Origin of the sequence: Synechocystis sp. LKSZ1, assembly GCF_040436315.1 — a bacterium.
Taxonomy (GTDB): Bacteria; Cyanobacteriota; Cyanobacteriia; order Cyanobacteriales; family Microcystaceae; genus Synechocystis.
Genome location: NZ_AP031572.1, coordinates 3,196,413 through 3,207,977 on the forward strand (window position 1 = coordinate 3,196,413; position 11,565 = coordinate 3,207,977).

11 protein-coding genes are annotated in these 11,565 nt (G+C 49.6%); 8 read left to right on the top strand and 3 right to left on the bottom strand.

Going from position 1 to position 11,565, the window contains the following annotated elements; all coding sequences use genetic code 11:
* Positions 1–98 precede the first annotated feature (98 nt).
* From ABXS88_RS14480 to ABXS88_RS14490, 3 genes are all read left to right on the top strand, one after another.
* Positions 99–2,303: an ATP-binding protein gene (locus ABXS88_RS14480; protein WP_353672753.1), complete on the top strand. Its 2,205-nt coding sequence runs from the start codon at positions 99–101 to the stop codon at positions 2,301–2,303.
* A gap of 76 nt (positions 2,304–2,379) precedes the next feature.
* Positions 2,380–3,219, top strand: a complete 840-nt coding sequence (locus tag ABXS88_RS14485) for an inositol monophosphatase family protein (protein ID WP_353672754.1) — start codon at positions 2,380–2,382, stop codon at positions 3,217–3,219.
* A gap of 48 nt (positions 3,220–3,267) precedes the next feature.
* The gene (locus tag ABXS88_RS14490; protein ID WP_353672755.1) at positions 3,268–4,191 is read left to right on the top strand and encodes an NAD-dependent epimerase/dehydratase family protein; all 924 of its coding nucleotides are present in this window, start codon (positions 3,268–3,270) and stop codon (positions 4,189–4,191) included.
* Positions 4,192–4,196: 5 nt separating this feature from the next.
* Here ABXS88_RS14490 and ABXS88_RS14495 read toward each other — a convergent pair whose 3' ends face one another.
* The gene (locus ABXS88_RS14495; RefSeq protein ID WP_353672756.1) at positions 4,197–4,532 is read right to left on the bottom strand and encodes an STAS domain-containing protein; all 336 of its coding nucleotides are present in this window, start codon (positions 4,530–4,532) and stop codon (positions 4,197–4,199) included.
* A gap of 137 nt (positions 4,533–4,669) precedes the next feature.
* On the opposite strand from ABXS88_RS14495, the gene ABXS88_RS14500 reads away from it, so the two are divergent.
* Positions 4,670–6,331, top strand: coding sequence for an NAD(P)/FAD-dependent oxidoreductase (locus ABXS88_RS14500; protein ID WP_353672757.1), 1,662 nt, complete (start codon positions 4,670–4,672; stop codon positions 6,329–6,331).
* A gap of 5 nt (positions 6,332–6,336) precedes the next feature.
* Positions 6,337–6,741, top strand: coding sequence for an NIL domain-containing protein (locus tag ABXS88_RS14505; RefSeq protein WP_353672758.1), 405 nt, complete (start codon positions 6,337–6,339; stop codon positions 6,739–6,741).
* Positions 6,742–6,966: 225 nt separating this feature from the next.
* Here ABXS88_RS14505 and ABXS88_RS14510 read toward each other — a convergent pair whose 3' ends face one another.
* Positions 6,967–8,079 (bottom strand): extracellular solute-binding protein, encoded by a 1,113-nt coding sequence (locus ABXS88_RS14510; RefSeq protein WP_353672759.1) that lies wholly within the window; start codon positions 8,077–8,079, stop codon positions 6,967–6,969.
* A gap of 139 nt (positions 8,080–8,218) precedes the next feature.
* Between ABXS88_RS14510 and ABXS88_RS14515 the strand changes: the two genes are divergently transcribed.
* From ABXS88_RS14515 to ABXS88_RS14525, 3 genes are all read left to right on the top strand, one after another.
* A complete protein-coding gene (locus ABXS88_RS14515; RefSeq protein WP_353672760.1) occupies positions 8,219–8,998 on the top strand; it encodes a hypothetical protein in 780 nt (259 codons plus the stop codon).
* A 234-nt stretch (positions 8,999–9,232) separates the two neighbouring features.
* Entirely contained in the window at positions 9,233–9,913 is a 681-nt protein-coding gene (locus tag ABXS88_RS14520) for a response regulator transcription factor (RefSeq protein ID WP_353672761.1), read from the top strand.
* Positions 9,913–11,244, top strand: coding sequence for a HAMP domain-containing sensor histidine kinase (locus ABXS88_RS14525; protein ID WP_353672762.1), 1,332 nt, complete (start codon positions 9,913–9,915; stop codon positions 11,242–11,244). The genes ABXS88_RS14520 and ABXS88_RS14525 overlap by 1 nt, the downstream gene beginning before the upstream one ends.
* Positions 11,245–11,342: 98 nt before the next feature.
* On the opposite strand, the gene ABXS88_RS14530 is transcribed toward ABXS88_RS14525, so the two are convergent.
* A complete protein-coding gene (locus ABXS88_RS14530; protein ID WP_353672763.1) occupies positions 11,343–11,528 on the bottom strand; it encodes a hypothetical protein in 186 nt (61 codons plus the stop codon).
* Positions 11,529–11,565 lie beyond the last annotated feature (37 nt).

Sequence of the window (11,565 nt, forward strand, 5' to 3'; positions counted from 1 at the left end):
CATCTACAGTGTAGGCAATCTGAGGAGGGTATGACAGAATTTGTGAAAAACTTCGCCGCTGCTGGGGTTCTGGCTTTGCCGGTGCTAACCTCGTTTCTATGGTAGTTCGCCTTGATCCCTCTCAATTTCGACGCAATTTACTGGCCTTGCCGGCGGTTTTTCCGCCCCTAGCGCTTCCATCGATGGTTAGGATTAGCCTGCTGGCCCTGGCCTACAGTCTGTTGGGGGCCTGGACCCATGCTCTGCCGATAGTCTTCACCCTGGGTTTTGCCTTAGCCGTTCTGTTGCTTTGGGACAGCGTAGGCCTTTGGCCTTGGATCTGGGGAGAGTTGGCCCTACAGCTCTGGCTCGGCCAGGGAGTTGCTCAGGCCCTACTCATGGCCCTAGGCGCTGGCCTGGCTTTAGTCTTAACCCAAAAGGCCCTAACGTTTTGTCAATTTTCTCCCCAGTTGGCCCGTCTGCGGGATGTGATCCTGCTGATTCTATTAGGAGCCTTTTTCCCATCCCTGCTGAAGGCTTGCTTTGACCACGGCTTGTGGAACCTTGGGCAGGGGGATTGGCTGTCCTACAGTAGCGGGAGCCTACTGTTAACACCGCTATTGTTACGATTCGGCTTGGCTGGTCGTGGCCTTTGGCGTCGGCGCCACCGTCGTCAGCGGTTGTTAGAGGCCTTGCTCTGTTTTAGTTTTTTAGCAGTGTTGGGCTGGCTAATTTTTGCCAGTCAGCATTGGCGGCTTAATCCTTGGGATGAGGGCCTGCGTCATGCCCAATCCTTGGAGTATCTACCCTTTCCCTTTGTTGTTTGGGCGGCCCTGCGTTTTCCGACCTGGGGAGCGGTGGGTTCGACCCTGGTGATATCGGCCCTCGCCATTGTGGGAACGCTCCAAGGAGAAGGGTCGTTCATTGTACAAAGCCAGGATTTTGGTCAGGCGGTCATTGTCCTACAAATCTTCATTATCATTCTTACTAGTACTACTTTGTTGTTATCGGCGGCAGTGGCCGAGCGTCAACGTATGGAAAATCAACTGCGTTTGACCTGGGAACGAGACCGTCTGATTGCTGAAACGGCCCAAAAAGTCCGTCAATCTTTGGATCTGTCCCACATTTTTCAGACGACGGTGACGGAAATTCGTCGGCTTCTTCACACCGATCGCGTCTATATTGCCCTACTCAATACTCACCATCGCTTTGAAGTGGTGGCGGAATCCCTGGCCCCCGGCTATCCTTCCCTTCGCCAAGGCCAACGGGAAAACCCCCGCTACGAAGATATTGTTTCTCTACTACCCAAAAGTACTTGGATGGTTCACAACGTCGAGCATCTCACCATCTCAAGTACCCTGGCCAACTACTATCGCCACTATCAAATCAAAGGCCTATTGACTGTCCCCTTGGTAGCCCAGGGGGTTACCCTTGGGTTGTTAGTCGCCCATCATTGTCATGGCCCCCGCCATTGGCACCGGGGGGATATTCGTCTAATGGAACAGTTGGGAACCCAGGTGGCCATTGCCATTCAACAAGCTCAACTGTATCAAAAAGTCCAAGCCCTTAATCAAAACCTAGAGGAACAGGTCAAGGCTCGCACGGCAGAACTAGAGGAAAAGATGCTGGAGTTGGCTGACCTCAACCAGATGAAAGCCATTTTTCTACAGGCCGTTTCCCACGATCTGAGAACCTCCCTAATGGGCTTGGTAATGTTATTAAAAAATCTGCAAAATCGTTCTGACGAAACCCTGGTTCTCTCCCGCCCCGTCTTGGATTGTTTAGTACAGAGTGGCGAACGTCAGTTGACCCTGCTCAATGCCCTGGCGGAACATCATTTTGCCACCCCCCAGGCCCTCGTACTCAACTGTCAGGCCCTGGCCCTGCCAACTTTGATAGACCAGTTAAACCAGGACTGGTCGGCCCTCTTCCAGCAAAACCAAATCCAGTTTCAGAGTGATGTGACCGAGCCCCTTCCCTTAGTGTGGGCAGATGGTACTTATCTACGCCAAGTGTTGGATAATTTATTGACTAATGCCCTCAAACATAACCCTCCCGACATTGAGCTTCATCTCTCGGCTGTCTTAGAACAAAAATACGTTCGTCTAATGCTCCAAGATACGGGTATTGGTATGGATGTCAACCAGTGCCGTCAACTCTTCCGGCCCTATCTCCGTAGTGTGCATAATCAGCGTCTGACCGGAATTGGTCTGGGCTGTTATCAATGTCGTCAAATTATTGAGGCCCACGGCGGCCAGATTGGCGTCGAGAGTCAACCGGGCCAGGGAACGACTTTTTGGTTTACTCTGCCTCTGGCGGAGTAAAATCAGGCTCCTCGCGTAATATCCTGAGTAAACTTGCTTGCATTGGCTGGGATGTTTAGGTATCCCAGGGAGTACTATGTCCACGGAACTTCAAGACCGCCTTGCCCTAGCCCATCGCTTAGCGGATCTGGCCGGCACTGTCCTGCGCCAGTATTTTCGTCAACCCTACTTGCCCGCTGAAACCAAAGGGGAAGAAGTGTCTGCCATCGTTACCCTAGCGGATCAAGAAGCCGAAGATGCGATGGTGGCCGCCATTCGAGAGCAATTTCCTTTGGATGGTATCATCCGCGAAGAAGGGGCCGATTACCCGAGCCAGAGTGGTTACGCCTGGGTGCTAGACCCCATTGATGGGACGTCGGCCTTTGTCCGGGGCCTGCCGACCTTTGGTATTTTAATTGGCCTGGTGGATAGTCTCGGAACCCCCCTCCTGGGAATTGCCGATCAACCCATTCTTGGCGAACGCTGGCAGGGCCTGTGGGGAGAAACCAGTTTCTATCAAGGCCAACCCATCCAGAATCCCTACGGCCATTCGTCTCCGCTGGCCCTCGACCAGACCTGTTTGGCCAGTACCACGCCCTTAATGTTCACGACGCCCCGGCAACGGGCCATTGCGGCCCATCTCCAAAACACTTGTCGGCGCACCGCCTTTGGCGGGGATTGCTACAACTATCTCTGCCTAGCGGCGGGAAAAACCGCCATGCCCCTGCTCATTTTGGAAGCGGATATGAAGTACTATGATTTTTGCGCCTTGATCCCCATTTTGCAGGGAGCGGGGGCCTCAATCACGGACTGGGCGGGCCGGCCCCTCACCCCCTACTCGACGGAAATTCTGGCGGCGTCTAACCCCAGTCTCCACCAATTAGCCCTCCAGGCCATTGCTCGTTGTCCTGCCTCCCAAGGCCCTGACGATGATTAACACCGTAACGACCCAAATCCCGGCGCTCACGCCCACTCGACTAACCCTATGAAAATTCTCGTCACGGGTGGTACTGGCTTCTTAGGCACCATGCTCTGCTCCCACCTCGAGGCCCAGGGCCATGAACTAACCCGCATCAATTCCCGTAACTGTGACCTGACCCAGGCCGATTCCCTCCAGCAGTTTAATGGCGAACGTTTCGACCAAATTTACCATTTAGCCGCTTGGACCCAAGCTGGGGATTTTTGCCTCTTCCACCCCGGCGAACAGTGGATCATCAATCAAAAACTCAACACCAATGTCCTGACTTGGTGGCAGGGCCAACAACCCCAGGCCAAACTGATCTGCATGGGCACCAGTTGTGCCTACGACCCCAATCTGCCGCTACGGGAGGAAAATTATTTAACCGGGCTACCCATTGATAGTCTGTTTACCTACGCCATGACCAAACGCATGCTCTATACGGGTCTATTGGCCCTGCATCGGCAATATGGCCTTAACTATCTCTGTTTAGTTCCCTCTACTCTCTACGGGCCGGGTTATCATACCGATGGCCGACAAATGCATTTTATTTTTGACTTAATTCGTAAAATTATTCGTGGCAAGCTCTACGGGGAACCCGTGATCCTGTGGGGTGATGGCTATCAGTCTCGGGAGTTGGTGTATGTCGGAGACTTTGCCCAGATTGCGATCCAATTGGCCCAATCCGTTGACAACGATCTGATTAACATTGGAGCGGGGGAAGAGTTTACCATTCGCCACTTCGCTGAATTGATTTGCCAAGAAGTAGGCTACGATTTCCAGCAAATTCAGTTTGATACGAGCCGCTACGTCGGTGCTAAATCCAAGTGTTTAGAAGTGGAGCGACTTCATCAGCGTTTACCCGATGTATCCTTAACGCCTCTGGCAAAAGGGTTAGCTCAAACCATTCAATGGTTCTGGCAAGAACAAGAAAAACTCCTACCCGCCTAGGAGCTTTAGTGCTTGGTTTGGGATTGGGAAATTTGGTATTCCAACTCTTCTCGACCGGTAAAAACTTCAAATACCCGCTCCATCCCCGTTAATTCAAAGAGCATTTTAATTTGTTCATTGAAGGAACAAAGGAGTAGCTTAACACCCGCTTCACGAGTTATTTTCAAGGCCTGCACTAGAGAGCCCAAGCCAGAACTGTCCATAAAGGTGACATCTTTAAAATCGACAATAATGATATCAACTTTACAGGCAATTAATTGATCCACATCATGACAGAACTCAGCAGCTTGAGCACTATCGAAAATGCCACTGGGTTCTACGACTCTAATACTGTTTGCCATATTTTTACGGGCCAACCTGAGGATTTCAAGGGGAAAGAAACAGTCGTCAACAGGAGAGAAAGAGTCGGTCAGGCTTCCCCTATAATACCGTTAGCAAAGCTCACCTTACCAGGAACTTTTTTCCCCTTTACATCTGAATGGCCATTAATTTATCAACCTCAGCAGACTACGACATTGTCATTATTGGAGCCGGTCATAACGGGTTGGTGTGCGGGGCCTATCTCCTGCAAGCAGGTTATCGAGTTCTTTGGCTAGAAAAACGTTCTTTACCGGGGGGAGCGGCCACCACAGAAGTTCTCCTCCCCGAGACGGCCCCCGATTTTCGCTTTAATCGCTGTGCCATTGACCACGAGTTTATTTTCCTTGGGCCGGTATTACAGGAGCTTCAACTTGCCAACTACGGCCTGGAATACCTGTTCTGTGACCCCAGTGTCTTTTGCCCCCAGCCTGATGGTCGTTTTTTTTTGGCCCATCGTTCCTTGACCCAGACCTGCGCCGAAATCCGTCGCTACAGTGAGCGAGATGCTGCCCAGTACCACGACTTCATTACCTACTGGCAAACCATTCTCAAGGCTATTCAACCCCTGTTTAATGCCCCGCCCCAGGCCATTTTTGAGATTATCCGTACTTATGGCTGGGAGGCCCTTCAGGCCGCTTTCCAGGTGGCTGGTTCTAAAAATAAGGCCCTGGATTTTGTCCGTACCATGCTCAGTTCTCCGCAGGATGTCCTAGAGGAATGGTTTGAAACGGAATTAGTCAAAGCGCCCCTGGCCCGGCTGGCCTCGGAAATTGGTGCGCCCCCCTCCCAAAAGGGAACCAGTTCCGGCATGATGATGCTGGCCATGCGTCATAGCCACGGTATCGCCCGGCCGCGGGGGGGCACGGGGGCCTTGGTGCAGGCCTTGGTTAAATTAATCCAGGCCCTAGGGGGAACCATTCTCACCGAGCAACAGGTTAAGCGGGTTTTGGTGGAAAATGATACGGCTGTTGGCGTGGAAGTGGCCGATGGCACGATCTATCGGGCCAGGCGGGGGGTGATTTCTAATCTGGATGCCCGACGACTCTTTTTGCAACTCCTGGAACCTGAAGCGATTCAGTCCGTGAACCCAACCCTGCGCCACCGGATTGACCGCCGCTTGGCCAATAACAATGAAACCATTCTAAAAATTGACTGTGCCCTGACCGAATTACCTCGTTTTACGGCCCTGGAAGGCGCCGAAGGGTCGTTAGTGGGAACGATTCTGATTGCCGATTCCGTGGCCCACGTCGAGGAAGCCCATGCCCTGACCCAGATGGGACAGATCGCCGACCGCAATCCCTCCCTCTACCTGGATATTCCCTCGGTGCTAGATACTTCCCTGGCGCCCCCCGGAAAACATACCCTCTGGATTGAGTTTTTTGCCCCCTACCAAATTGCTGGCTTGGAGGGAACGGGCTTAGATGGCACCGGCTGGACAGCGGCCCTCAAGGAACAGGTGGCCGACCGGGTAATTGATAAACTAACGGACTATGCCCCTAACCTCAAAAACGCGATTCTGGCCCGCCATGTGGAAAGCCCGGCGGAATTGGCCCAACGCCTGGGGGCCTATAAGGGTAACTACTACCATCTGGATATGACCCTAGAGCAGATGATGTTTCTGCGGCCCTTGCCCGAAATTGCCAATTACCGAACTCCCATCAAAAACCTTTACCTGACTGGCGCGGGTACCCATCCCGGCGGCTCCATCTCCGGTATGCCTGGGCGAAATTGTGCTAGGGTCTTCTTGAAAGAACAGCGAGGCCTGGCCTTGTTCCGGTAAACCCCATGAAAAAACGGGTCACTCTTACCTTTCCCCAGCGCACCATCCAGATGCCCCTGACCTATCGCTTGGCCAAGGATTTTAATATTGCGGCCAATATTATTCGGGCTCAGGTGGCCCCCAACCAAGTGGGTAAGCTAGTCTTAGAACTTTCCGGCGATATTGATCAACTCGAAGCGGCTATTGAATGGATGCGGGCTCAGGAAATTGCTGTTTCCCTGGCCAGTCGAGAAATTGCCATTGATGAAGACAGTTGTGTGGACTGCGGACTCTGTACAGGGGTTTGTCCCACAGAGGCCCTTATCCTTGACCCAGAAAGCTTTAAGCTAACCTTCCGTCGCTCCCGTTGTGTTGTCTGTGAACAATGCGTTGCCACTTGCCCCGTCCAGGCCATTTCTACTAATTTTTAGTGGGGGACGCCTCAGGGTACACTGGGGGCAACGCGACGTTGTCTTCTCTATTCCTTCAGCATCCCTATGACCCTGATTGACTCTGAAAGCTTCCATGGTGTCGCTTTTTTGCTCGGAACCCTACTGTTTACTGGCATTATCCTCTGGGCCGTTTGGTTTGCCTTCAATATGGATTGAAGCCACTGGGGAAGGAATACTCCTAGACCCACCAAGGACGCAAAAAGTCTAGGTTGCTGGGGGCGTTTCCAGGCCTTGCCAGAGTTGACGATATTGCTGTTCCGAAGAATACGGTAGGGGCTGGATGACCTCACAGCGATCCAGCAGGGCCGTAGGCACATTCAATAAGGCATTTTGGGCAACAGCCGGCATGATTTGGTCAGGGGCCAAGGTCTCCAGACGGGGGGAAGCGCCACCGCCAAAGAGACTAATTTGATTGGCACTGGTGGGTTCCCAGAGAAAATTAAGCCAAGTAGCTAAGGGAGAAGCAGGGGCCAGGGCCGTCGGGGCTACCCAGAGATCGGCCCAGAGAGCTGTACCCGAGCGGGGAATCACAGCGGCCAGATCCGGTTCGGTTTTAAGTAGAGGCAAAATCTCGTTCGACCAGCCGACCGCTAACCAGACATCCTTGAGTAGCAGGGCCTGGAGATAGTGACGAGAACTATAGAATCTGACTTGGCGGTGCAGGGCCTGGAGAGCAGGCCGGAGTTGGGGAATCGCCTGTGGTTGGGGTATGTTGTAGGAATGGCCTAATTTTTTCAAGGTCAGACCGATTACTTCGCGGGGTTCATTGACCAGGGCCAGACGTTGGGCCAATTCCGGTCGCCAAAGGTCTGACCAATCCTGGGGCAACCAGCCCAAGGCCTCAAAGGCTTCACGACGATAGACCATGAGCGTTGTGCCCCAACGGTAGGGAACGCCCCACAGCTTGCCTTGGGGAGAGGGCAATCCCTGGGCATCACAACGACCCAGTTCCTGCCAGCGGCGGGCTAGCTTCGGCCATTGGTTCCAGTCCTGGGGGTCGAGGGGCTGGATTTGTTGTTGACGGATGACATCACGGAGCCAAGGATGACCAATACTGACTAAGGATTGGGGTTTACTCGGCTGGCTTAGGGTCTCGGCTAATTCTTTTAGTTGGGGTAAGGATTGAAAAGCAATCGGGGGTAGGTCAGGAAATTCCCGTTGGAAACGAGTCAGGAGTTGTGGCGGGATGGAGTTTTTGAGAAATTGAACACCGAGGGAGGTGGTCAGGCCCTGACAGGCCCCCAGGGTTTGACTGAGGCTAAGGGCAGTGGCGCCTCCTAGAAACTGGCGACGACTCAAGCGGGACAAAAAATTCATCAACAAGGGTGACAATGGCGTTATCGCATTTTAGCGGAGATGGCCAGCAAAGATATTGCTAGGATGGGGTCAATTTTACCCGTGTTTTTCTTGGCCCTGAACGTCAATTGCTACCGACTATTCTGCTCTCGATGCTTCCATGCGGAAATCTCTAATCGGCTATAGCCTAATTTTCGTGGCCACTTTGTCTCTTTTGACACTCCTCTTTGGTTTCCAAACCGTCGTGTTCCCAGCGGGTATCCGGGTCACCCTGCTAGTGGCCCTTGCCCCCTTGGTCATGGTTTTGCCCTGTGGCTTAGCGAGTCGGATAATTTTGGCGAATTACGAGAAGCGTCAGTGGCGGGTGAATTGGGTCAGTACTGGGGCGGGGGGAGCGGCCAGTTTCTTCTACTCAGCGTTTATTGCCGGGTTGATCAATGCGCCGGACTCCTTATCCAGCTTGTTAATCGTACTGTCCGTTTCTCTGGGGGCCATCGTTGGTATTTTTGCCGCCTCTCTAGGGGCCTTAGGCCTATCCGGGGGATTAATCATCGTCATTCTAGGAACAAGCTTGATTCAGGATAATCCCCGCTTGTTGGCCATGACGACCGCCAGTAGTTTCTGTGTCGGTCTCCTCCTGCTGTCAGGGCTGATGAGTTATGTAATTTTCTTTGGGAAACCCCAGGCCTTTCAGAAACAAGCTTTCTCTCAACGGTTCGATGCGGGGGGATTGCTGGATCTTGATACATTGACGTTGGCGTTATTAGGCCTGGCCAAGCAACAGAAAAAGGCCCTGACCAAAGCAGAAATCATGGTCGAACTGCAGATCTCAGCTACGACCGCAGATACGCTCCTCAAGGAAGCTGAAATTAATCAACTCTGTTCTGTGGAATTAGATCAACGGGATGGCACCCTCCGCTACCGCTTTCCAGTGGAATAGTGGAATAGGGATAGCGCGGCCAAAGCCTTAGCCACCAAGTCAAAGAAGCTGGGATCTTCCCAGTTTGGCAGATGAGTAAATAGACAAAAATATCAAGCCCTATTTTAAGCTATTGCATCATAACTATTCTCTCCTCTATGCAGAGGCTCAAGGGAAGAAGTGGCATATCCCCTTTTCTTTGAGGTGTCCTAAAATAAAAACAATTTAAATGCTCACAATATCAAAGCCGAGCCTATGAAAATTCTAGTAATCGAAGATGACGAGCGTATTGCCTATCCACTCATCGAGGATTTAAAGAATCAAAATCACGTCATTGATTTAGCAATGGACGGGCTCCAAGGATGGAACTATGCCATTACAACAATCTATGATCTTATTTTGTTGGATGTCATGCTACCAGGCTTAGATGGAATTAGTCTCTGTCAACGCCTGCGTCAACAAAAAATTAGCACTCCAATTTTAATTTTAACTGCCAGAGATACGACAACGGATAAGGTCATTGGCTTGGATGCAGGGGCAGATGACTATTTGATCAAACCCTTTGAATTGGAGGAACTGGCAGCAAGAATTCGGGCTTTATCGCGTCGAGGGAAAGAGACACAGCAATTACAATTAAGTCATGGTAAACTTTTTCTTGACCCCAATACTTGTCAAGTTAGGTATGAAGAAAAACTAATTTATTTAACACCCAAAGAGTATATGATTTTAGAGCTTTTTTTAAGAAATCCAAACAAGATATTGACTCGCTCTAATATATTAGATAAGCTCTGGAGCTTTGATCAATCTTCAGGAGAAGGTACGGTCAAAACCCATATTACTAACCTTCGTAATAAATTAAAATCTGCTGGTTGTTCCGAATCGGTGATTGAAACAGTCTATGGTATTGGCTATCGTCTAGAATCTCCGAATCAATAATGCCAAATTATACAGAAACTTTCTATAAAATTCGTTTTCGTCTTTTATTATCCTATCTTCTTGTCTTTGCGGCTTTGTTGGTTGCTTTTGCCATAGCAGTTCGCCTTTTTGTTGTTCATAGTTTTAACGAAATTTTGATAAATAAACTTCTTTATTTAGGAGAAGATGCAGAAGAAAATACCAAAATAAACGATGGTCAAATCATTGTCAATAATCAGGCGATAAAAGATATTTTGATGCGGGAAGGCGTCGTGGAATGGTTTGATAATCAAGGGAATTTAATTGCTAAGCATGGTGCCTATAAAACCACTGTGCCAGCTACCGGTAAAATTAATTCTCAAATGAAAGCGAGACTTCAAAAGAAAATCAAGCACTCTGATTATCAAATGATTACCAATTTGCAGAAATCAGATTCAGTTCTCACCAATGATGCCAAAATAAAAAGTATTGTTTTACCGCTTTACGGAATTGATAAACAGCAAGCGGTGGGATATTTGAAAATTAGCCAACCCCTTAAAGAGTTAGATGAAAATACGCATAATTTAGATTGGGGGCTCAGCCTTGGAATTGTATTAAGCTTAGGATTCAGTGGTTTGAGCGGCATTTGGCTAACTCGTCAAGCGATGCGACCAATAGATGATAGTTTTCAACAATTAAGGCAATTTACGGCTGATGCTTCCCACGAATTACGAAGCCCTCTAATGGCGATTAAAGCTAATGCGAAGGTAGCCTTAAAATATCCTGAAGGAATGAGACCGGATGATCAGAAAAAATTTATGCTTATTGCTAATTCAGCAGAGCAAATGAGTCGGTTAACAGATGATTTGTTGTTCCTGGTTCGTCATGAGAATTATCCCAGTATCCATTGGGAATCACTTAATTTAACAGCGATTCTTGAAGATATTATTCAGCTTTATTCTCCTCTTTTTGAAGCAAAGAAAGTTGCCTGTAAGGCTTCCATCGAGATGGGCTTATTTATAAATGGTGATCCTAGCCAAATTCATCGTTTATTTAGCAATTTGGTAAATAATGCATTGAACTATACCCTAGCTGAAGGAGAAATTTCAATTGAAGCCTCTTCATCTCAGTCCCATATAATTGGGATTGTGAAAGATAATGGTATTGGTATTGCACCGGAGCATCTCCCCCACATATTTAACCGTTTTTGGCGAGCAGATCAGGCTCGTTCCTATCACCAGGGAGGCTCTGGTTTAGGTTTGGCTATTGCTGCGACCATTGTTCACAATCATCACGGTTCAATTCACGTTACTAGCGAATTAAACCAAGGAACTTGCTTTACGGTTTCTTTTCCCAAGGGCAGTAAGCTATAAAATCTTAAGAATTAATAAAGCTCTCTAGGAATAACGAGGTAAAACACTAAAATCTTCGTCCCGATCCCTAAAGAGCTATTTTTTAGAAGGGTTAGTGTCTACTTTTTGGTAGGTAGGGTACAGGTTTGTTTTGCTTGGTTCCAGGTTCCCTTTTGTGCTAAACACTGTTGTTGGGTTAATTTGGGCGGAGTTTTAGTCTCTGCTAAAGCAGGAAGAACCAGAGAACCAAAACCAACGACACCGGCAAGAGAAGAAAGAACGAGAACCTTACTTAAGCGATTCATAATTAATGCAATCCTTCTTGTATTTAGGAACTGACTT

Coding starts and splice junctions, on each gene's coding strand:
- ABXS88_RS14480 (WP_353672753.1), top strand. CDS start 99: ATGGTAGTTCGCCTTGATCCCTCTCAATTTCGACGCAATTTACTGGCC.
- ABXS88_RS14485 (WP_353672754.1), top strand. CDS start 2,380: ATGTCCACGGAACTTCAAGACCGCCTTGCCCTAGCCCATCGCTTAGCG.
- ABXS88_RS14490 (WP_353672755.1), top strand. CDS start 3,268: ATGAAAATTCTCGTCACGGGTGGTACTGGCTTCTTAGGCACCATGCTC.
- ABXS88_RS14495 (WP_353672756.1), bottom strand. CDS start 4,532: ATGGCAAACAGTATTAGAGTCGTAGAACCCAGTGGCATTTTCGATAGT.
- ABXS88_RS14500 (WP_353672757.1), top strand. CDS start 4,670: ATGGCCATTAATTTATCAACCTCAGCAGACTACGACATTGTCATTATT.
- ABXS88_RS14505 (WP_353672758.1), top strand. CDS start 6,337: ATGAAAAAACGGGTCACTCTTACCTTTCCCCAGCGCACCATCCAGATG.
- ABXS88_RS14510 (WP_353672759.1), bottom strand. CDS start 8,079: ATGAATTTTTTGTCCCGCTTGAGTCGTCGCCAGTTTCTAGGAGGCGCC.
- ABXS88_RS14515 (WP_353672760.1), top strand. CDS start 8,219: ATGCGGAAATCTCTAATCGGCTATAGCCTAATTTTCGTGGCCACTTTG.
- ABXS88_RS14520 (WP_353672761.1), top strand. CDS start 9,233: ATGAAAATTCTAGTAATCGAAGATGACGAGCGTATTGCCTATCCACTC.
- ABXS88_RS14525 (WP_353672762.1), top strand. CDS start 9,913: ATGCCAAATTATACAGAAACTTTCTATAAAATTCGTTTTCGTCTTTTA.
- ABXS88_RS14530 (WP_353672763.1), bottom strand. CDS start 11,528: ATGAATCGCTTAAGTAAGGTTCTCGTTCTTTCTTCTCTTGCCGGTGTC.